The following is a 21266-nucleotide window of genomic DNA, read 5'->3' on the forward strand; positions in this document are numbered from 1 at the left end:
TAGAGAGATAGAGTTAATTTAACCATTTTCTATCTCTACAGATAGGAATGGAATAATACATATGCAGCAGATTTATAGCAAAATGATTCGCCACAAACTTTATTATTTATTAGTCGCCACCGGTATACTTTGTGCTTGCCTCGTAGGTAGCCCCACAGCACTGGCCGAAAGTATCCCTGGAGGCAACATCAGCAATGCGACGGTACGTCAGGTCGATATTGCTCAGCCAGCGGTTGTGCGCATTATTACTTCAATCAATGCTCAGCTGGCGGTACACTTCGCCGACAAAAATACCGATGTCACCTTTCCGCAAACGTCCAATGGTAGCTATCAAATCAACCTGTCTGGCACAGGAACATTTGTCACCTCCCAGGGCGATATACTTACCGCTGATCACGTCGTCAGTCCTCCCAAGAGCGATCTCGATAGTATTCTTTATACGCAGGCAGCACAAGATGTCGCCGATTATATGAACAAGAACTCATCCACACAAGTTACCAGCGATCAGGTTGTTCAGCAACTGACCAAAGGACAATTGAAAAACACGCCCACGTATCAGAAACCCAGCAGCACTATCTTCTTAAGCACCGCTTACACCAGCCAGACCAATGCCAGCAACTTCAATACCTTGCCGGCAGGTATTGGTACCAATGTCGATAAGATAAAGATGGAGAGTTCTCCTGATAAGGAGGATACAGCCATCATCCACGTGCCACTGACTGATACTTTAAGCGTCCCGCTGGGTAACTCAAGCCAGGTGAATCCTCAGGATCAGCTCACGATCATCGGCTTTCCGGGCAACGCCGATGTCAGCCAGGAACCTGATGGCCTGCTCACACCATCGTTAAATCAGATCTATGTCAGCTCATTGAAGACAAGTAGCAGTGGTGCTCCTCTGATTCAAGTCGGCGGTAATGTCGAGCACGGAGATAGCGGCGGACCAGCGCTAGATGATCAAGGAAATATCGTCGGCGTGGTCAGCTTTGGCACGACAAATAGTGCTGGTGGACTGAATGGGACCAGCTTTCTCCAGGCCAGCAGTAGCGCTCAGAGTATGTTGCAGAGTTTGAAATTGAACACGACACCCGGGAATCAACAGAAACTTTGGGCGCAAGCCTTCAATGACTATGCATCGACTACAACGGGACATTGGAGCAAAGCCCAGCAAGAATTTGGACAACTGATAAAAAGCTATCCTCTCTTTAAAGCGGCCCAACAATATCAAACATACGCACAGACACAAAGTGGCACTCCTGTAGCAGCCAGTACACCAACCTCTTCAGGAGAAAAGCAACCTACCTCGCCAAAGTCAGCCAGCGCCGTCACCTGGCAAGCGATCACGCTCACAATCGGAGCGATTGCAGTTCTGATCGTACTGGTTGGATTACTTTTTGGAGCAGCGCTACGACAAAAACCCAAGAACAAGGTCATCATCGCAAGGAAAGCAGCATCTATAGGCAAGCCAGCCGAGAGTAGAGCAACTTCAGCACCAGATCAGCAAGCCAGCTCAATATCACAAGCATCGACCCCACCATCCACGAGCCCGGCTCCTGACGCATCCTCGGTCGGACAAAGTACTCTGGCTCTTAAAGTATGGCCTTGTGGACATATGAATCGCTCAAATGCTCGCTTCTGTAGTATCTGTGGGGAACCCGCACCAACATCTGTCTAGCCATAGGCCACACAAACAAAGCGGACACATCAAGAGGAATTTTCTTGATGTATCCGCTCTGCTCTTCAGAAAGTTTTTTATAACAGCGAAATTCTAATGAAGCTTCACAAGTTGCTTGCTTACATTCTCGCCCTTCAGTTCATTATCTGCCTCTAAGAAAACCACGCCTTCATAAAGTCCATACCAGGATATTTATTTCATGCTAGCAAGCAAAGTGAAAAATAATGTTTCACGTGAAACATTATAGCTTGGCGTAAGGAAGAAAAAAAGTGGACACCCATAGTATGGGTGTCCACCAAAAATGTAAGCTTGCTATGCACCCATGATGTTGTAGCCAGCGTCAACAAACATGATCTCGCCCGTAATAGCGCGAGCCAGATTACTACTCAAGAAGAGAGCCGTATCGCCAACCTCGCTCTGCTCGATATTGCGGCGCAGAGGTGAAACGGTAGCAACTTGCTCGCGGAAACCAGTCAGACCAGAGACTCCGCGTGCGGCCAGAGTATTTAAGGGGCCGGCAGAGATAGCGTTCACACGAATATTATGCTCGCCCAACTCGAAGGCCAGATAGCGGACACTGCACTCCAATGCAGCTTTAGCAACAGCCATGACGTTATATTTTGGCATCACGCGCTCGCTGGCCATATAGGTCAGAGCCAGAATGCTACCGCCATGTTCCTTCATCAGAGGCTCAGCACGCTTTGACATAGCGACCAGTGAATAGGCGCTAATATCCAGAGCGGTATGAAATCCCTCACGCGTAGTTTGCAGGAAAGGATTTTCCAGTTCGCTAGCGGGTGCGAAGGCAACACAATGAATCAAAATATCCAGGCGGCCATTAAGCAATTCACCAGCCTTAGCGAAGGCCGCATCGAGTTGAGCGTCATCCTGGACATCACAGGGAATGAGTTCCGTACCTGGAATCTTTGCAGCCAGATCACGAACATATTTTTCCATGCGATCCTGGTATGCCAGAACGATCTGGGCTCCTTCTCGTGCCAACGCTTGAGCAATAGCCCAGGCAATCGAACGATGATTCGCAACACCAAAAATAAAGGCTTTTTTGCCTTCTAATAAGGGCATATTCTATCTCTCCTTAAAAAACAATATGCTAGCGCTCAATGGGATAACCACGATTGGTCCATCCGCTCATGCCGCGGGCAAGATTATACACCTTTGTAAAGCCCAGAAGCGAAGCGATTTCCGAAGCCATCGAGCTACGCTGGCCGGCAGCGCAGACAAAAATCACATCCTCATCGAGAGGAATATTCTCCTGCTGGAGTGCTTTGCCAAAGGTATAGATACCTTCAATAGTCACCAGGGTGGCTTCAGGAATATGTCCATAATTCCACTCGTCGGGTCTGCGCACATCCACAATGCGTGTACCGGCCTCGACCATACGTTTCGCTTCATCCGTCCCAATAGTCGTGTAAGGTAACACCTCATCATCAAAATTAGATGCCATTAGTAGCTTCTCCCGTTTCGTATTGCTCTAGCCAGAGACGGCCTAATAAGGTGGGAGTGATCATATACTCATCACCAACAAAAGCCATTGTAAGATATCCCTGATCTTCCATCTCACGGAAATCATCAGTTATGAGGAAATAGTCGTGCAGGATACGAGAGACATCGCTCTCCGGTAACTGTTTCCAGCTCAGCAAGACGCGTAACACAGCAGCATATTTGGGACTGCCATCGTCGACGGCTCGCATAGACACCTACCTCTTTTCGTCCTACTTATGCTGATCGATTTTAATTCTCACCACAGTGTAACAAATTCGAGGTGAGACAGCAAGGGGAAACAGAACATCCTCGGTACAGGTAAACCTCAGTGACTCGTCGATACTTTATCTTATTTTAGTGCCACGTAAAAAAATGTTTCACGTGAAACATTACGGCGTCTGACTTGATGCCACTGTTTTGATAACAATGTTTCACGTGAAACATCATTAATCTAAAGTGGCAGGTGGATCGTTTCATAAACAGAACATTTAAGGACATAAATCTGTTATGCTTTAGTAAATACAGTATATCCACACGATACTAGAAAAAGACAGTGGAACGTCTATTGTATTCAGTAACAATATCCAAAGGGGGAATATTGAATGACGCGAGTTGCGATTATCGGGAATGCGGGAGGAGGCAAATCAATGCTCTGCTCCCAGCTTGGAAAGTTCTTCAGTCTGCCCGTTTACCCCATCGACAAGATCCAATGGAAACCTGGCTGGATACCGGCCTCGGCGGAAGAGTTTCATCAAAAGCATGAAGAATTGCTGGCTCTGGATCGCTGGATTATCGATGGCTGGGGATCATGGCCAGATATTGAGGCTCGTTTCCAGGCGGCCGACACCATCATCATCATAGATCATCCTCTCATTATTCACTACTGGTGGGCGATCAAACGCCAGATAAAATGTATTTTTCGACCTCGTCCCGATGGTCCAGAAGGTTGTCCGATGCTACCCATGACAGGCAAGCTCATGCGCATGATCTGGGATATTCATCATGAAGGACGTCCACAACTCTTGCAACTTGTAGAAACATTCCGTGGTACCAGACAGATTATTCATATTACTTCACCTCGCCAGCTACAGAATTTTCTTCAAACCTACTCCCCTCAATCAGCAGTCTGAATTTCTGGTCACTGATACAAATATGATAGGAATGTTTCACGTGAAACATTCCTATCATATATTCTCGTCCTCTTCTGATCTCTCATTCAGGGCTTCGCTGCCTCCAGGACAATCTGTCTCTCTCGTCGTGTGTTCACAATAATGACTCCGACGAGAACAAGGATGCCTCCCAGGAGATCTAATAATAATGGCACTTCGCCCAGCCAGAGCCAGGCGATCCCCATAGCAATCAGTGGCACAAGATAAAGAAAGCTAGCGGCAGTTGATCCAGTCAGACGCGAAAGAGCATACGCCCAACTCACATATCCCAGCGCTCCTGGAAAAATGCCTAAATAGATAGCAGCACCGGTCGCGGCAAAGGATGTCTTATGAATTTCGGCCAGCACACCAGGAGAGAAAGGTAACAGAAAAATGGTCCCGATCCAGATAGCATACGCGGTACACTCAAAGGCAGAATAGCGATCCAAAAGAGACTTCTGTCCGATGGAATAGAGGCTTTGAGCCAGAGCTGCACTCAACACAAGTAGAGCCCATCCATCAGCTTGAAAGCCCGTTGTTCGGCTAAGCGTAATGACAGCAATCCCCGTGCAACTCACAGCGATGCCGATCCATCCCCAGAGACGTACACGCTCTCCAAGAAAGAGCATGGCCTCGATAATCATAAAGATAGGAGCAGATGCCACGAGAAAACTCGCCTCTGCCGAAGACACACGAATCTCTCCTCCATTGAGTGCCACATTATAGAAAGCAATCCCAACCAAACCCAATAGCGCAAAGCGCGGGATATCTCGTCGACGCGGAAGGCGCATATGCGTAAACAGCGCATAGATGCCCAGGATGATAGAGGCAATTCCATAACGAAGAAGTACCACGTGAAACATTCCTGATCAATTTCTTTTTAAATGGTAAGAAACGTTATCGGGAATAACTTCTCAGCTAGCCATCATAGCAGAAGTACACTCTATGCTATACTTCTAATCAGAACATTGCCATTAGCACATTGACCGGAGCGCTAGAAAGGTACATCTACCTATGATGAAATCATCCCCACCTACTAAGACAAAGAAGCGTGAAGTGCTCTCGCGCGATGCACGCATACAGGTTATTCTCGAAGCCAGTCAGCGTGTATTTTCGAGTCGTCCCTATGATGAAATTTCAATTGATGACATTGCAATTGAGGCTTCTATGTCAAAGGGCTTACTCTATCACTATTTCTCCAGTAAGCGCGATCTTTATCTGGAGACGTTACGCAGTGTGTTTACGACGCTGAGCCAGATCCCTGAAAATTCTCAGAACCTCCATGATTGCTTAAATGCATTCTTATCTCTCTTCGAGCAATCTCCTGCACTGGCAAGAATGGTTTTTCGTGGAGGCATCGGTTCAGATGCAGAAGCTGAAGCATTGCTGGCAGCCTATCGCCAACATCAATTCACCTTATTTTTCCAGCAAGTAAAAAATAGCGCCACTGATCCTCTGCTACGACTTGGCTTACGTGGTTGGATCAGTTTTTTTCAGGAGATCTGCCTCCAATGGCTGGAGCAACCAGACATCCCAAGAGAGCAAGTTCTTATACTTCTGGAACAAAGTTTACAAGCTATTCTCTCCAACACAGGACAGCACATATAACAGACAACAAAAAATCTGGATACAAATTAAGCGGGAAAAAAAAGTCAGCATCCAATCTTTTTCATCCCTATCGATAGCGCGGCACACAGAAACTATGTTTCACGTGAAACATTAAAAATTTCCTTTGTAAAAAAGAGCACAATAGAGTATTACAAATTGCCGCCCTTGATGCATGTCAGATGCCCCATGTGATTGTTCTCATCTTCATATACATTTACCCATAGGAAGTATGGAAATTTCCTGATAAAAAAGGGTAGAGTTATGAACAAAGAAAATCTGGTTAACACTAATAATGCGAACATAAATAAACCTCATCGTATCGCAGGCATCACACAGATCATCCCTCTGATAGGTCTGCTGCTATTGTCTTTTAACCTATTGCTTTCCGCTTGTGGTAACAGTACTCAGACATCGAGTCCTCCTCAATCCAGGCATACGTATATATACACAATTGCCCGGGATGAGAAGTTCAACAAAATAACCATCTCCAAGTTGGATCAACAGACAAAAAAACTTCTCTGGCAGACGCAGCCACATGTAACAGGTTCAGATAGTGTGATGTCGGATAACACTCTCTCTATCGTCGGAGATCATATCTACATCGAAGTATTCTCACTACCCACAACCGGGCATGGCAAGAACTTCGTCTACGCCTTCAGTACCCAGACGGGGAAAGAGCTCTGGCATACCGAATTTGAGACCTATAACCAACCACCATCAGAGACTGATAGTATAGGAGAAAGCTTTGGGAGGTTAACCGCACCAGTAGCAGATAGCAATAGCGTCTATGTCTCCTCGCAGCTGGGCAAAGTCTATGCTATCAATGCCAACACAGGCTCAATCCGTTGGAACTACGACACAAAAACAAGCGGGATCTTTTGTCCAACCAAAGATGGAAAAGGAAAACAAATCTGCTCTTCATGGTCTCAAACCTATCTACCTATCAATCTCACACTGAAGGATAATATCCTCTATGGTGGCATCAAAAATCGTATCTATGCCCTGGATGCTACAAAAGGCTTGCAGATCTGGTCACACAACCTGCCAAGTAATCAAAAACTTAGCCAATCCATCGCCCTTGCTAAACAGCAAGCTTACGCCGTCATCTGTGACCCACTTGACCAATGCTCTATCAGTGACTATACTGCCACCAAAGGCATTGAGCTCTGGCATGGAGCCAAAACATATCACAGCCTCGGAGACCTCACAATCCAAAACGACAAAATTTACGCCATCTCTCAATCGAGTATGAGTACATATATCGCCGGCGCAGGAGTCTATGCCTGGAACACAACAAATGGGAAACAGATATGGTACAACCAGCCGCCCAAAGATATGCTTAGCTATAGCAGCAAACCTTTGCCTGTCAAGGATAATCAAATTTATGTCGGGCTGGTAGGTGCAGATAGTAACGCACAACATTTTATGTACGAACGGCTGGCACTGAACGCCACTACCGGTAGCATACGCTGGCAGCAACCCAAATCCTATGAAATAGCCGAGGCAAATACCGTCATCGACCAGACTATCTATGCAAGTGCAAATGGAACCTTAATCGCCTACAAGACAACCGATGGGCACAAACTCTGGCAGTATACATTTGAACCTACTTCAAAAACCGATGCAACCTACCTTACAAATATCATCGTGATCACACAACCTTCGTAAATTTTTCTGAGATAGCTACAATGTTTCACGTGAAACATTGATCCTCAAATGACTGCCACCAAATTTTAGTCGCTGAAGATAAGATTGAGAGAATGTTTCACGTGAAACATTCTCTCAATCTTTATAACATCACACTATCTTTTCTCTTGACCTCATTATAGCAAAAAGCATACAATCTGTCTGTAATCTACCATCCTGCTTTTTCAGAACCCACAAACTATACTTACCACACGTCTTCCTTCCCCCAAATACTTCCCATTTTACAGAATCGCGAAAGGATACCACAATGCTAAATTTTTATCAACTGGAGCAAGACATTGATAAAATCATGCGTGATGCATGTATCCCTGGGCTAGCGCTGGCAATTGTCAAAGAGCACAATTTGATCTATGCTAAAGGTTTTGGAGTTACGAGCGTGGAGGATGGAGGCCTATCGGTAACGCCAGAAACGCTGTTTCGCATTGGCTCTGTGACAAAACCTTTGACAGGCACGGCTATCATGCGCCTGGTCGAAGCAGGAAAACTTGATCTGGATACACCAGTCAAAACATATGTTGAGTGGCTACGCTTGCATGATACGAAAGCAACAGAGCATGTCACGTTACGTATGCTTCTCAATCACACATCGGGCCTGCCAACCGATGGACAACATTTTGGGAAGCGCGACCCACAAGCCCTGGAAGCATTTATACGAGAAGAGATACCCGCGTATGGACTGATTGCTCCCTATAACAGCGTCATGTCTTACAGCAATCCAGGTATTATTCTAGCGGGATACATCGCCGAAGTTGTCAGTGGCAAACCATACAAGGAGCTTATGCAGGAGCTGGTCTTTGAGCCTTTACAGATGCGCCGCACCACATTCGATCCGACCGTAGCAATGACTTATCCACTGGCTCACTCGCATGATCTCGACGAAGATGGGACACTCCATGTACAGCACCAATACGCAGACAATGCGGCCCATTATCCCGCCGGCTTTGCTATATCCACAGTCACAGACCTGGCCAACTTTGCTATTATGCATATGCAGCAGGGCAACTTTCAAGACCAACACATTTTGACTCCCGCGTCGCTGCAAGAAATGCATACATCGCAGGCTCCCCTCTACACATTCGAAGAGACAGCCTATGGACTTACTTTCTTTTTAAAGACCTATAGAGGGATGGAATACCTCTGGCACGATGGAGGGATCAGCACCTTCGGCAGCCGCCTGACTCTCCTTCCAGAACACGGGATGGCTGTCATTCTGACTTTTAATCGCTGGTTTGATAAAGGCGAGATGATAACCAACAAGATCTTTGATCAATTACTTCATCTGCCAGAGCAAAAAGCGGAGCTAAAGATTATTGATCCTGATCGTTCACGCTGGCCAGGCTATTGTGGATCGTATCTGGGCTTCTGGCATGGTCTGGCTCAAATTGAGATCGTAGATGATCAGCTCATTTTAAAGAAGAACAATGAGATCATCCCTTTACAACCAATCCGTCAAGACCTCTACATTGGATATCCCGCAAATAAAGAAGTTCCTATCTCGATAGGATTTCCATCCTCCACAAAACCAGCACCGTATATCTATGTAAATTGCTTTATCCACAAACGTACAGAAATCATCACGACACCTGATCCGCAAAGATGGAAAAGCTTCGAAGGGATCTATACACGCAAGGACCATGACACATATACTGTTCGTATCGTTGAGGACGAACTTCGAATTCACTCGCAAGAGGACAAGCTTGAAATTGTCATGGAGCCGATAGATGCCACACGTTTTAGTTCTCGTTGGAGTATCTTCGAATTTGTGACAAATGATAATGATGAAGTATCTGCGGTCTTACAAGGTCCCGATTGGATCTATCAAAAAATCTAAGCTCATCCTGACACAATAAAATGTTTCACGTGAAACATTGATCTTCAGATAGCTGCCACAAATCTTTAATAGTAACTAACAAAAATGGAGAGAATGTTTCACGTGAAACATAAGTACAGAGAAACTCCCCAGTACTATAACGTGTCCTGGGGAGTCAGATCATTTGTTATAAAGCTAGAGCTTACTACATATCAGTGCATCCACCTTCAGGTGCACCCGAAACCATAGTAATTTGATTAGGAGCAGTTACTGTTACAAAACCGCTTGGTGGTTGAAATCCACTTTGATTTATAGTCCCAGACCACGTAAATGTGTAGGTAGCGGTTGTCTGTCCTGCCGCCACATTTACTGAGCCAGTTGTGCCCTCAGCATGAGAGCTGAGCGAGTATTGGAAGCTAATGGTGCCACCTGGACCTCCTGGTGCAACATTGAAAGTTACAGTGTAGGTAGTCTCTATATGGCTACCGCAGCGATGAGCGGTAACTTCTGGAGTCACTACTACCGAGGCACTAGTTACAGTAAAAGGAGCGGAAGGGGCCGGAGTAGGAGTAGGACTAGGTGGAGCGATACACGTACCTGTTGGTGCCAACAATTTGGATATATAAGCATTAGGTGCCGTCACCACAACACCACCAGGACCTGGAACGGTACTGGAGGGATTAAGTGAACCAGACCAGCTGAATTGATACGCCTTCGTCGTTTGTCCAGGATCAACGGTCAGGGTAGCATTTTTGCTAGCGCGGCCATTATTCATAGTATATTCGAATTTCACGGTTCCGCCAGCGTTATGAGTTGGAAAATGAAATGTTGCCGTATACGTCTCTGTTATATTTGTACCACAGGTATATGAACTTGCGGATGGAATACTAAGGCTCATATCTACACTTACTACTTTCAGCGGAACCGTCGATGTCTTGCTAGATGTCGTGCTAGATGTAATGCTAGATGTCGTACTGGTAGAAGCTGAAGCATTAGCCGCGTTTCCACAGCCAGCCAGAAAAAGCAACGATGCCAGTGCAATAAAAGCACTCAAAAATGTGAATGATTGATGTTTTCTCAAAGAGTTTCTCCTATACATATACATTTATGTTTTTGTATGCATATTGTAGAGTAGAAAATAATCTATTCCTATGGGATTTTGCACATTCTAAGAGTAAGTCATTTCACACTCTAAAAGTAATTCATTACACATTTACAACATCCATCAATGCTTTTTGACTATCACTATAAAAAAGCAGATAGCCCGGGACTAATCTTTAAAGAAAACTCTTTTCACGCCAGAAACGTTCTGCTGCCGGATGAAATGGAACGTCTAGAGGAGTCTCTTTCGTATCTTTGCACATCTGCTCCAGTGGTAAAGGTGGCTGATCTAAAGGGCCAATATTCCATTGAATACGTTGCTGGCGGGCTTCGAGCGCGGCACAGAAATTTTTAATGAGTAAGTCAGATGCCTCAATGTGGGTGAAGATAGGCCAGCCACTAAAGTCTACTGTGGGTATGTCCATAGGCAGAGTGGGATAGCGCGATGCCTCGATAGTAGCACGTCTGAATCCTTGTGCTTCTAGCTGTACAAGATGCTCTTCATTAATAGGTAAAAAACGCATCCCAGATTCACTGATAAGGTTGCCCCATACCATGATGCCTTCTTCAAAGATTGCATCCAGTTCGCCGCTACGCACTCGGCCCAGACGTGAAGATGCGTTTGGCATGGGTTGATCATAAGAGATACTTCCTCCCCACGCGATGATATCCTCGAAGCTAAATCCATGAGCCTTCAAAACGACGTTCACAAGCAAGCTGGTCGAGGCATCGAGTGATCCTCGTACCGAGAGGCGTAACGGATAACGTTGCTCACGAATCTGCTCAAGAGAAGTAATGCCAGACGCTTCAGTCACAGCAAAACCAAGTTGGTCATAATGTGGCAGGACCGCAATCGTCGCCACCGATACAGGCTTCTCGAATGCTCCGACGCCGCGGTATGCCATTGTCAATAACGCCGCTGGATTCAGAATAGCGATGTCAAGTTTCCGTTCAGCTATCTTCTGAATCGCATCTGGATGGTTGGCACCATACAAACGGAAAACTCCAGGCTCACCGCCCTGGCTACTCAACTCCACATGCGCCTCACGGTACGGCCAATCGTGAGCCCCCATCATCTCAGAGGCAATTTCGAATATCAACCTGGGTCGTATGGTATCAGGAGTTACTACGGGCATTTTATCAGGATTTGTAGTCATCGATCAAACCTCCAGTGCAACATAGTATCTGCACCATCTACTCAATACTAATTTTGCCTTATCTTTAGCGGGCAATTTCACCACCATTAATCAATAGCACCTATCCAGTTGTAAATGAAGCGATGGGAGAAGCTGGAAACAAGACCGTATTTAGAATATCGTCAGGAATGCCCCAAAGTTTGAGAGAAATATCCTCGACAGCTTGCCGTTTTGTTTTTTCAGATAAGGTCTGAGACCATTCATTATACTTTACCGGCGAGGATAATGTTTCACGTGAAACATTCTCTACTGCCATGATCATTTCCCCAACCTGATCATGGCGTCACGATCAACGAGGAACCAAATCCTGGCTGGACCATTAACTGACTCTGCGCTGGATCTAGAGCCGGATCGATATGCCAGAGGGTCGAACCATTTTCGGCGTCAAAAGCGTAGAGATCATCACGCTGCTCCACATATACATAGAAAACCCCATGTTTCACGTGAAACATTGTTGGACGCAAAGCGATATTTCGCCACCAACGCACCGATCCATCGACGATCGAAAGTGCCAGCAAAGCTCCCTGGTTCCGATCATGAGGCTCGCCATCTGCCAATATCTGTTGATAACTGCTCTGCAAACACAGATAGAGCGTTTCGCCTTCGACGCATGGTTTGAGATAGTTCGTAGTTCCGACAATATGAGTCCAGAGTCGTTTACCATTTACAGCATCCAGAGCATGTACGCCAGTCACACCAACGCAGAAGATACGCTTATCCACAAGTACGGGATGATCAAAGACAGGATCAGGTATCAGATCGGAGCACCAGAGCTGCACTCCAGTTGTAGCCAGAAATGCATAGAGATAGCAGCCTTCAGGGTCTGCGTCGGCGATAGCATACAGGATATTCTCGTAAAGGATATGAGTCAGAAAAAACTGCTGCTGTTGTAGTGCAATCGACCAGCGAGGTTCAGCAATCTGAAGATCCAGGGCTGAGAGCAGATTGGCTTGCGTATAATATACAATGCGCTGAGCGATGGTTAGAGAGAGATTGCCAAGTTGCAGTTCATCAACTAAAGATGTTTCCCAGCTTCTGAGCAACGTCCCTCGCGCCGCATCCAAGGCATAGATGGTTCCCTGGCGCGCAAGAACAAACACTACATCGTCTGAGATAGTAATTGCCATCAGTTCGTTCTTCTGAATATTATTATGGACAAGATAGGGCGCCACACGAGTCGACCAGATCCGAGCCCCTGTGTTTGTTTGAAACGCATAGACATAGCTTTCAAATTGCGACGAATATGCGTAGACAATCTTCCTCTCAACTATCAAAGACGCGCCCAGGCCAGCCACTTCTTTTTTCCACAGTATGCCTTTGCCATTAATATGGATCTTATAAATCAGCGAGCGCCTGGCGATATAGATACCGCTATTTGTCTGCCTGGCACGTTTCTCCAAAAGGCTCGTCATTGGACATCTCTCTGTGCTATAGATCCTCTATATCCCTGCTAGTAAAACGTACGCACATCTTTAAGATAGACAAGCAAACACCTAGGCAAAAAACAGGCATGTAAGCGATAGTCTTTTCACACTAGCGGATAACTTCACCACCGTTGACCAATAACACCTGTCCAGTCATGAACGAGGCAGATGGAGAAGCAAGGAACAGAGCAGTATTCAAGATATCCTCGGGGGTACCCCAACGTTTTAAAGGGATCTCCTGTGCAGCCTGTTGCTTTGTTTGCTCCGGCAGAGTCTGGGACCATTCATTCTCGATTCGTCCGGGCGCGATACAATTGACACGTACTCTAGGAGCAAACTCCATTGCCAGGCAACGCGTCAGTGACATAATTGCCCCCTTGCTCATGGCGTACATCTGATTTGGCAAACCGGGGGCACCATCGAGAGCGCGATCCCAGCCAGTCGTCAAGATACATCCGCCATCGCGCATATAACGCTCTACTTCACGACAGCAACGCCAGGTCCCCATAACATCGGTCCCCATGATGCGCTCAAAGACTTCAATCTCACTCATCCCCCGGGTCTCAGCCGAATTTGCACTGGCGCCAGCATTATTAATCCAGACATCAATTGGTCCAAGCTGCGTATGAGCTTCATGCACCAGACGAGCGACTTCGGACGGCTGACGCAGATCAGCTTGAGCCAGCAAGGCTTTGCCTCCCTGAGACTCGATCTGCTGGACCACCTCCTCGGCTCCTCGGCGCGAATGAGAGTAATGGACCAACACCGTAGCTCCCTGAGCTGCAAAACCCAGGGCTAACGTCTTCCCAATACTGCGACCAGCTCCAGTGACGACAACCGTTTTATTCTGAAATATCAATGTCATCTCCTTACCGACAAGACCAATAACGATAGCGAAAGTATATCCAATTGACACCATTATACTTTGCCGGTGAGAAGAATGTTTCACGTGAAACATTCTCTTTTCCCAGAGAAAGCAAGATCGCACGTTCATGGATTTCTACATTGGTGCAAAAAGCGTTTCATCAACAAGAATCAAGTTATGCCAGGATGTTTCCTAAAATTGTCTCATCATGGGCTTCGGCGAGGAAAAGCATTATATATTTGAAGTATAACATCTTCTTTTATTATTCTACAGGCAAAGCCTCAGAGCGCATTACACCCGTATAGATAGTTTATCCATAACAGCAGAATCACAACTATTTGTCTTGCCTACTAAACTCTCCACATAGACATATTGCTAGTTTCGCCAGCAAGTGTTAATCTTGTAGTACTGAAATAGAGGGTAAGGAAGTGTTTGGGCAGACCTTCTGGGGAAGAGCAATACGTACTGGCCTACTCTCACAAAGTATTTCAAGGTTGAAATGCATCAGTAACATGTCTCGACACACTCTCAAAGCACAAGCAATATACGAAATATAGACGCTAGAGCAGAATATGTGAAGAGGTTATGCGTGATAGAACACAACGGGGTGAGGTATGTATTATGAGACAGGGCAAATAACCTGATCTCTATGGGCACATTGTACACAGGGTTACGACAACATAATAAGGAGAAAAAGCATGGCAACCCGCGTAGGTATCAACGGCTTCGGACGTATCGGACGTCAATCCCTCAAAGCAATTCTCGAAAATCATGCTGGTGAAATCGAGGTTGTCGCCATCAACGACCTCACTGACACAAAAACCAATGCCCATCTATTGAAATACGACTCCACCTATGGACACTTCCCCGGCACAATTGAGACCACAGAAGATACATTGATTGTCAATGGTCACTCCATCAAAGTCATTGCTCAGCGTGACCCTGCCCAGATCCCCTGGAGTGATCTTGGTGTAGATATCGTCATCGAATCCACTGGCTTCTTCACTGACGCATCCAAAGCTGCCGCTCACTTGAAAGGCGGAGCCAAAAAAGTCATCATCTCCGCGCCTGCCAAAGGCGAAGATCTGACGATTGTCCTTGGTGTCAACGAGAATGTCTATGACCCCGCCAAGCATAACATTATTTCGAACGCATCCTGTACAACCAACTGTCTGGCCCCAACCGCCAAAGTCCTCAACGACACCTTTGGTATCGAGCGTGGCATGATGAATACCATTCACTCGTACACCAACGACCAGCGTATTCTCGACCAAGTCCACACCGACCTGCGCCGTGCTCGTGCCGCTGGCAACAGTATCATCCCAACCACGACCGGAGCGGCTCGTGCCCTCTCCCTCGTCATCCCTGAGTTGAAGGGTATCGTCGATGGCATGTCATTGCGCGTCCCGACAATCACCGTCTCAGTGGTAGACTTTGTTATCACAACTAAGAAAGAAGCTTCAGTTGAGGCCGTCAACGACGCTTTCAAAGAGGCGGTCGCAGGCTCTCTCAAAGGCATTATGGATTACACCGACGAGCCTCTGGTCTCCGTTGACTTCCGTGGAGATGCACACTCTTCAATCATTGATGGCCTCTCGACCATGCTCATCGGCAAGAACATGGTCAAAGTATTGGCCTGGTATGACAACGAATGGGGCTATTCCAACCGTGTTGCAGATCTGGCCGCCTTTGTTGGCTCAAAAGGCTTCTAAAATTTTACGGCAAGAAATGATGGCGTACGCTATACAGTAACTGTATAGCTACGCCATTTTATGTCTCAGGAGCTAATCTTGATTGGCTGCTGGGATAGCTACAGGACAAAGCGATGAATAAAAAAACGATACGTGATATCGATGTCGCCGGCAAGCGTGTTCTGGTGCGCGTCGATTTTAATGTTCCCCTGGATGCCAACCTACACATTACGGATGACACTCGCATTGTTGCCGCACTCCCAACCATTGAGTATCTGCTCAACAACGGAGCATCGGCCATTCTCATGTCGCACCTGGGACGCCCCAAGGGAAAAGTCGTCGAGGAGATGCGTCTGGCACCCATAGCGAAACGTTTAAGCGAGCTCTTAAAGCGTCCCGTTGAAACCACTGATGATGCCATTGGTCCGGACGCGACCGCCAAAGCGCAAGCCCTCCAGCCTGGACAAGTCTTACTTTTGGAAAACTTGCGCTTTCATGCCGAAGAAGAAAAGAACGATCCAGAATTCGCGCGACAGCTGGCCTCCTTAGGCGATCTCTATGTCAATGATGCCTTTGGTACAGCCCATCGAGCCCACGCCTCGACAGAGGGCGTCACCCACACTTTGCCAGGAGTCTCAGGCTTTCTGGTTGAGAAAGAACTTAACTTTTTAGGGAGCACCTTAGAGCATCCCGCCCGTGCCTTCGCGGCCGTAGTTGGAGGGGCAAAAGTCTCCGATAAGATAGCTGTCCTTGAGCGTCTGATCACTATCGCCGATATTATTCTGATCGGTGGCGGAATGGCAAATACTTTTTTCAAAGCCCAGGGATTAGAGATCGGCGACTCACTCTATGAGGAATCCAAAGTTGATGTGGCCAAAGTCCTGATTGATCTGGCTCAACGTAAAGGAAAAATGTTTGTTTTGCCCTCTGACGTAGTGATTGCGGACCGCTTTGCAGCTGATGCCAATCATCAGGTTGTAGACGTCCATAACGTGCCTCAGGGCTGGCGCATTCTGGATATTGGACCAGATACCATCAAGAAGTTCAAGCAGGTGCTAGGCAGCGCTCAGACCATTATCTGGAATGGCACCCTGGGCGTCGCTGAAATGCCTGCCTTTGCCAAAGGCACCAATGCAGTGATTGATATCTTGATTGAACGCACCCGCCAGGGAGCAACAACTATTATCGGTGGTGGTGACTCAGCGGCTGCCGTCGAACAAGCGGGAGCAGCGAAAAAGATGACTCACGTCTCTACCGGTGGTGGAGCTTCACTTGAGTTCCTGGAAGGTCGTACGCTTCCTGGCGTTGCCGCTCTACAAGACGCATAAAACGAAAATGATATAATGAGATGCCATTTTCATTTTTGAACAAAAATCAAAGGATGGCCAGGTTTGGCCATCCTTCGTAGTATAGCGCAGCTCAACTCATCAATATCTGTAAAGGAGCACCATATGACCAAATCGCGCACAGCCATTGTTGCGGGCAACTGGAAAATGAACCTAGGACCCAAACAGGCCTCCAGTTTCGCTGTCTCAATCCTGCCTCAGTTAGGACAAATCACACGCCATAACAGTAACATACTGAGCATCCTTTGTCCTCCAGCGATCTCCCTGGCCACAGTTCGTGAAGCATTAGACGCTATGCCTGCCCCAGGTATCGAGTTGGGAGCTCAGAATATGTATTTTGAGGAGCAGGGAGCCTTCACTGGCGAAATCTCGCCCAGCATGGTTAAAGAATTCTGTACGACTGTTATCCTGGGCCATTCTGAGCGCCGCGGATATTTCAACGAAAGTGACGAACTTATCAATAAGAAGACCCTGGCTGCTCTCAAGCACAAGTTACGTCCTATCGTCTGTGTCGGCGAAAATTTAGCGCAATATGAGGCAGGGGAAACCAACGCCTTTATCAAAGCTCAGATCCTGACAAGCCTGGCCTCCCTGAATGAACAACAGGCCAGAGAGATCGTCATTGCCTACGAGCCCATTTGGGCCATCGGGACCGGCAAAGCTGCGACTGCACAAAATGCGAATCAAGTCATCCAATTCATTCGCTCTACCTACGCTGATATCTACGGAGCAGATGCATCTCATAGCATTCGCATTCTTTATGGGGGCAGTGTCACATCAGATAATGTTGGTGAATTTTTTGCGTATCCAGATATTGATGGTGGTCTTATCGGTGGAGCAAGCATTAAATCTGATTTTATCAAGATAGTAGAAACAATCGCTAAAGTAGCCTGACATATTTTTTAAAGCGACATACAATAGAAAAATGGTACATCTCTTATCATCTTTCTATTGTATGACAGAAAAATTTCTAAATCATAGTATGAATAGAGAAAAATCATTATTAGCGGTGAAAAGTTATGGAAATTGTTGCTCGAGTAAAAAAATATCTTGTGTTATTTCAGCTACATTTAACTCAACATTACATCGCCCTGAGAATAGCGAGAAAAGGCTTCTCCATCTCTCCACCCCTTACGATACTCATAGAGAAGATAAAGCCCCCTCCTAACGCGCTCAGAGCTTTCTGAAGCCTTCACATTATTCCAGATCCTCCAAACGATGATGAGGGCACGTAGCAGTGATTTGGATATAGCTGTTCTATTTCAAAGCTGATAGGCGCTAAACAAGTTGCGCCTATCAGCTTTGCACTTACCCTGCCCCTGACCACTATCCTTTTGAGTGCTTTGGGAATGTGTACTTATTACGCAGGCTCTTGACGCACCAGCCCATTGACGTAGAGGATATAGCGGGCCAGATTCACTGTTTGCTTATAAGCCGCTTGTCCCAACTGGTTGGGATGAAAAGAGCCATTGATATCGTTGGGCGTGACTTCATTGATCCACTCGCTGCTCTGATTGCTGGTGCAAGCTTCGTGCCCCTCGAAGGATGGATAGGTAGCATCGTAGGTTAAACCGGCATTCTGTGCGGTCGTTTGCATCACCGTATTAAGCTGCGTTGCCAATGTACGGATCATAGTCATCTCAGCAGCACTGAAGTTAGCTTGTGTCGTTGCATCATGGCAGATAGCCTGAGATGGGTCGGCGAGCAGCAAAGGATAGCCAACAATGATAATATCGGCGGCGGGAGCATAGTTACGCAGCTCCTGATAGACCTGAGCCAGACGGCTCTGCAATGAGGTGATTTTTTGGCTCAGTGCAACCTGGTCCACCGTGCAGTCGGAAACAATGCACTTTGTGAGTTCAGGAGCAAAGCCGAGATCGTTGCCTCCAATGGTCAGGGTAATCAGTGCATTAGTCACACTTTTGCCGCTGGTCATCAACTGCCAGAATTGGTGGCCGGCTAATCCCTGAGAGACTTTGTCCATATTATCTAAGTTCGCTCCTGCGCAGGCGATCATGGTAGGTGATGGAGCTCCAACGCCAAGCTGATAGGCAAAACCGGACTTTGAGATGCCACAGGATGTATCAGAATAGGGAGGATTCCCCTCACCAGAGGAGTACGAGTCGCCCATGGCAAAATAAGAGTCATAGGAGCCGTTAAATCCTTTGGTACGTACATCAAGGTAGGTAGAAGCAGGACCAGCAGTACTTCCGTTCAATGGAATGACGCGGAAACGATACCAATGTCCGACGGCAAGCGATCCTGCGGTAAACGTGTGGGCTGTTTGCGGTGCTGACACGCTGACGGCGTTTGTCGCGAGATCAGTGATCTGAACCTCATAGGCTGTGGCGTCTGATGCGGCATTCCAGCTTAAACAGACCGACTGACTACTTGAAGATGCCGGCTCATTGCCAGGTGTTGCCTGAAAGCCTGTCGGTCGCGCTGGCGTGATGCCAGCGGCAAAGCTATGTAAAATAGGAGACGTTCCAAAACCAATGATGCTTGCGAGAATGGCCACCATGAAGAGGATGGCTTTCTGTAGTAGAGATCGATGAGCCTGCTTTTTTGTCCCACTCATATTCTTTTGAAGAGGTAATACAGGTTGTTCCTGATCTTTGATAGACAAAGTAATGTGCTCCTTTTATTATTGTTATTATTGTGGCTCTCTGTCATTTGACATTCTCGATGTCCAAAATTATTATCGTAACGGTCAATAGCAGTACCGGACAGGATTATGTGTTAACATGAACAACAAATTGCTTGTCAAATCACATGTTAAATATATATAGGCGTGTTTCTCTCTTCAAGCAGTAAAGGGGGACAAAATATTTAAGGCATCCTTGCCATACTCCGATTCCACTCCCCAAAGTTGTCCACAGTGTGGATAACTTCTCCACATTTTTTAAGCGCGTCTATTCATAGCCCTCCTATCCCACACATGCAAGATTTCATGCCTGAATCGGTTATATGCACGCTCTTTAAAGCGCGAAAAGGAGGCGCATAAAAAAAGTGAGCCGCATTTAAACGGCTCACTTAAGACCAATCATACGTGACTGCAATTGAAAGTTATCCACATTCAGCAGAAGTTATGCACATTGTGGAAAATGGATTAATCCAGGTAATCTTTTAACTTACGGCTTCGGCTGGGATGACGTAATTTACGTAACGCCTTCGCCTCAATCTGTCGAATACGCTCGCGTGTCACGTGAAACTCCTTGCCAACCTCTTCCAGTGTGCGACTACGACCATCATCAAGGCCAAAGCGCAACTGCAATACTTTGCGTTCGCGCTCGGTCAGGCTATCCAGGACATCCTCGACCTGCTCTTTGAGCAACTGATGGCTGGCAGCTTCGGCTGGAGCCAGAGCCGTCTGATCCTCGAGGAAGTCACCCAGATGGCTATCATCTTCTTCGCCGATCGGTGTTTCCAGGCTAACGGGCTCCTGGCTCACCTTAATGATCTCGCGTACTTTTTCGGCGCTGATCTCCATCTGCTCGGCAATCTCTTCCGACGTTGGTTCGCGTCCGAGATCCTGTAGCAAACGACGACTGATCCGAATCAGGCGATTAATCGTCTCGACCATATGCACGGGGATGCGGATGGTGCGAGCCTGATCAGCGATAGCACGTGTGATGGCCTGACGAATCCACCAGGTAGCATACGTACTAAACTTGTAGCCTTTGGTATAGTCGAACTTCTCGACGGCACGTATCAAGCCGATATTGCCTTCCTGAATGAGATCAAGCAGGTTCATACCACGGCCGATATATTTTTTTGCGACACTCACAACCAGTCGAAGATTTGCCTCAGTCAAACGACGCTGTGCCTCTTCACCATCTGCAATATACTTGCGCTGTGGTGCCACTTTCAAGTGCTCGGCGCGGATGCGTTCTTGCTTGCCACGCTCCATCAATTGGGCCAGACGTACTTCTTCTTCAGCATTCAGCAGAGGAACACGACCTATCTCGCGCAAGTACATGCGGACAGGATCATCCAGGCTGCTCTCAAGGTCAGCGACGACGATTCCCAGGCCTTCCCCAAGCTCATCCCATTTATGACCGGTCAGGATCTCAGTATCCACTTCTGCAACTTCTTCTGGACCAGGCTCCCAGTCTGCTGGGGGCTCTTTGGTTGGATCCAGGGCATCCATAGGCTCTTCGTCCTGCAACTTAAACGGGTCAAATATCTCGCTTTT

Annotated in this window: 19 protein-coding genes; 8 read left to right on the plus strand and 11 right to left on the minus strand. The window is 47.0% G+C overall.

Annotated elements, in window-relative coordinates; genetic code table 11:
• Positions 1–61 precede the first annotated feature (61 nt).
• Entirely contained in the window at positions 62–1672 is a 1611-nt protein-coding gene (locus tag AC27N8_RS22500; RefSeq protein ID WP_487069636.1) for a S1 family peptidase, read from the plus strand.
• A 312-nt stretch (positions 1673–1984) separates the two neighbouring features.
• On the opposite strand, the gene AC27N8_RS22505 is transcribed toward AC27N8_RS22500, so the two are convergent.
• The 3 genes from AC27N8_RS22505 to AC27N8_RS22515 are packed head-to-tail and all read right to left on the minus strand — an operon-like array spanning position 1985 to position 3384.
• On the minus strand, positions 1985–2755 hold the full coding sequence (locus AC27N8_RS22505; protein WP_487069637.1) for an enoyl-ACP reductase FabI: 771 nt from the start codon (positions 2753–2755) through the stop codon (positions 1985–1987).
• 28 nt (positions 2756–2783) lie between these two features.
• Positions 2784–3137 carry a rhodanese-like domain-containing protein gene (locus AC27N8_RS22510; protein ID WP_487069638.1) on the minus strand — a complete coding sequence of 118 codons (354 nt, stop codon included), beginning with the start codon at positions 3135–3137 and terminating at the stop codon, positions 2784–2786.
• Positions 3127–3384 (minus strand): hypothetical protein, encoded by a 258-nt coding sequence (locus tag AC27N8_RS22515; RefSeq protein ID WP_487069639.1) that lies wholly within the window; start codon positions 3382–3384, stop codon positions 3127–3129. The genes AC27N8_RS22510 and AC27N8_RS22515 overlap by 11 nt, the downstream gene beginning before the upstream one ends.
• A 393-nt stretch (positions 3385–3777) precedes the next feature.
• Here AC27N8_RS22515 and AC27N8_RS22520 point away from each other — a divergent pair, with 393 nt between their 5' ends.
• Positions 3778–4305, plus strand: coding sequence for a P-loop NTPase family protein (locus tag AC27N8_RS22520; RefSeq protein ID WP_487069640.1), 528 nt, complete (start codon positions 3778–3780; stop codon positions 4303–4305).
• A gap of 86 nt (positions 4306–4391) precedes the next feature.
• Here the strand turns inward: AC27N8_RS22520 and AC27N8_RS22525 are convergent, their stop codons facing one another.
• Complete coding sequence (locus AC27N8_RS22525; RefSeq protein ID WP_487069641.1) at positions 4392–5177, minus strand: DMT family transporter; 786 nt, start codon at positions 5175–5177, stop codon at positions 4392–4394.
• 160 nt (positions 5178–5337) lie between these two features.
• Here AC27N8_RS22525 and AC27N8_RS22530 point away from each other — a divergent pair, with 160 nt between their 5' ends.
• The 3 genes from AC27N8_RS22530 to AC27N8_RS22540 all read left to right on the plus strand — a co-directional run bounded on the left by AC27N8_RS22530 (position 5338) and on the right by AC27N8_RS22540 (position 9469).
• Positions 5338–5931, plus strand: a complete 594-nt coding sequence (locus AC27N8_RS22530) for a TetR/AcrR family transcriptional regulator (protein ID WP_487069642.1) — start codon at positions 5338–5340, stop codon at positions 5929–5931.
• A gap of 261 nt (positions 5932–6192) precedes the next feature.
• Positions 6193–7599, plus strand: a complete 1407-nt coding sequence (locus AC27N8_RS22535) for an outer membrane protein assembly factor BamB family protein (RefSeq protein ID WP_487069643.1) — start codon at positions 6193–6195, stop codon at positions 7597–7599.
• A 286-nt stretch (positions 7600–7885) separates the two neighbouring features.
• Positions 7886–9469, plus strand: a complete 1584-nt coding sequence (locus AC27N8_RS22540; RefSeq protein WP_487069644.1) for a serine hydrolase domain-containing protein — start codon at positions 7886–7888, stop codon at positions 9467–9469.
• A gap of 184 nt (positions 9470–9653) precedes the next feature.
• Here AC27N8_RS22540 and AC27N8_RS22545 read toward each other — a convergent pair whose 3' ends face one another.
• From AC27N8_RS22545 to AC27N8_RS22565, 5 genes are all read right to left on the minus strand, one after another.
• The gene (locus AC27N8_RS22545) at positions 9654–10529 is read right to left on the minus strand and encodes a hypothetical protein (protein ID WP_487069645.1); all 876 of its coding nucleotides are present in this window, start codon (positions 10527–10529) and stop codon (positions 9654–9656) included.
• Between the two features lie 196 nt (positions 10530–10725).
• Positions 10726–11706: a TAXI family TRAP transporter solute-binding subunit gene (locus AC27N8_RS22550; protein ID WP_487069646.1), complete on the minus strand. Its 981-nt coding sequence runs from the start codon at positions 11704–11706 to the stop codon at positions 10726–10728.
• 100 nt (positions 11707–11806) lie between these two features.
• On the minus strand, positions 11807–12001 hold the full coding sequence (locus tag AC27N8_RS22555) for a hypothetical protein (RefSeq protein WP_487069647.1): 195 nt from the start codon (positions 11999–12001) through the stop codon (positions 11807–11809).
• 19 nt (positions 12002–12020) lie between these two features.
• Positions 12021–13157 (minus strand): outer membrane protein assembly factor BamB family protein, encoded by a 1137-nt coding sequence (locus tag AC27N8_RS22560; protein WP_487069648.1) that lies wholly within the window; start codon positions 13155–13157, stop codon positions 12021–12023.
• Positions 13158–13278: 121 nt separating this feature from the next.
• Complete coding sequence (locus AC27N8_RS22565) at positions 13279–14028, minus strand: SDR family NAD(P)-dependent oxidoreductase (protein ID WP_487069649.1); 750 nt, start codon at positions 14026–14028, stop codon at positions 13279–13281.
• Positions 14029–14732: 704 nt separating this feature from the next.
• On the opposite strand from AC27N8_RS22565, the gene gap reads away from it, so the two are divergent.
• The 3 genes from gap to tpiA all read left to right on the plus strand — a co-directional run bounded on the left by gap (position 14733) and on the right by tpiA (position 17965).
• A complete protein-coding gene (gap, locus tag AC27N8_RS22570) occupies positions 14733–15746 on the plus strand; it encodes a type I glyceraldehyde-3-phosphate dehydrogenase (protein WP_487069650.1) in 1014 nt (337 codons plus the stop codon).
• A 113-nt stretch (positions 15747–15859) separates the two neighbouring features.
• Positions 15860–17053, plus strand: coding sequence for a phosphoglycerate kinase (locus AC27N8_RS22575; protein WP_487069651.1), 1194 nt, complete (start codon positions 15860–15862; stop codon positions 17051–17053).
• Positions 17054–17176: 123 nt separating this feature from the next.
• Positions 17177–17965, plus strand: a complete 789-nt coding sequence (gene tpiA / locus AC27N8_RS22580) for a triose-phosphate isomerase (RefSeq protein ID WP_487069652.1) — start codon at positions 17177–17179, stop codon at positions 17963–17965.
• Positions 17966–18431: 466 nt separating this feature from the next.
• Here the strand turns inward: tpiA and AC27N8_RS22585 are convergent, their stop codons facing one another.
• Both AC27N8_RS22585 and rpoD read right to left on the minus strand, forming a co-directional pair.
• Entirely contained in the window at positions 18432–19697 is a 1266-nt protein-coding gene (locus AC27N8_RS22585; protein ID WP_487069653.1) for a GDSL-type esterase/lipase family protein, read from the minus strand.
• 483 nt (positions 19698–20180) lie between these two features.
• On the minus strand, positions 20181–21221 hold the full coding sequence (rpoD, locus tag AC27N8_RS22590; RefSeq protein WP_487074733.1) for an RNA polymerase sigma factor RpoD: 1041 nt from the start codon (positions 21219–21221) through the stop codon (positions 20181–20183).
• Positions 21222–21266: the final 45 nt, after the last annotated feature.

The organism is Dictyobacter sp. Z7_2, from assembly GCF_057551105.1.

Bases quoted from the DNA above. Each gene is read 5' to 3' on its own strand.
- AC27N8_RS22500 (WP_487069636.1), top strand. From the start codon at position 62: ATGCAGCAGATTTATAGCAAAATGATTCGCCACAAACTTTATTATTTA.
- AC27N8_RS22505 (WP_487069637.1), bottom strand. From the start codon at position 2,755: ATGCCCTTATTAGAAGGCAAAAAAGCCTTTATTTTTGGTGTTGCGAAT.
- AC27N8_RS22510 (WP_487069638.1), bottom strand. From the start codon at position 3,137: ATGGCATCTAATTTTGATGATGAGGTGTTACCTTACACGACTATTGGG.
- AC27N8_RS22515 (WP_487069639.1), bottom strand. From the start codon at position 3,384: ATGCGAGCCGTCGACGATGGCAGTCCCAAATATGCTGCTGTGTTACGC.
- AC27N8_RS22520 (WP_487069640.1), top strand. From the start codon at position 3,778: ATGACGCGAGTTGCGATTATCGGGAATGCGGGAGGAGGCAAATCAATG.
- AC27N8_RS22530 (WP_487069642.1), top strand. From the start codon at position 5,338: ATGATGAAATCATCCCCACCTACTAAGACAAAGAAGCGTGAAGTGCTC.
- AC27N8_RS22535 (WP_487069643.1), top strand. From the start codon at position 6,193: ATGAACAAAGAAAATCTGGTTAACACTAATAATGCGAACATAAATAAA.
- AC27N8_RS22540 (WP_487069644.1), top strand. From the start codon at position 7,886: ATGCTAAATTTTTATCAACTGGAGCAAGACATTGATAAAATCATGCGT.
- AC27N8_RS22550 (WP_487069646.1), bottom strand. From the start codon at position 11,706: ATGACTACAAATCCTGATAAAATGCCCGTAGTAACTCCTGATACCATA.
- AC27N8_RS22555 (WP_487069647.1), bottom strand. From the start codon at position 12,001: ATGGCAGTAGAGAATGTTTCACGTGAAACATTATCCTCGCCGGTAAAG.
- AC27N8_RS22560 (WP_487069648.1), bottom strand. From the start codon at position 13,157: ATGACGAGCCTTTTGGAGAAACGTGCCAGGCAGACAAATAGCGGTATC.
- gap (WP_487069650.1), top strand. From the start codon at position 14,733: ATGGCAACCCGCGTAGGTATCAACGGCTTCGGACGTATCGGACGTCAA.
- AC27N8_RS22575 (WP_487069651.1), top strand. From the start codon at position 15,860: ATGAATAAAAAAACGATACGTGATATCGATGTCGCCGGCAAGCGTGTT.
- tpiA (WP_487069652.1), top strand. From the start codon at position 17,177: ATGACCAAATCGCGCACAGCCATTGTTGCGGGCAACTGGAAAATGAAC.
- rpoD (WP_487074733.1), bottom strand. From the start codon at position 21,221: ATGGATGCCCTGGATCCAACCAAAGAGCCCCCAGCAGACTGGGAGCCT.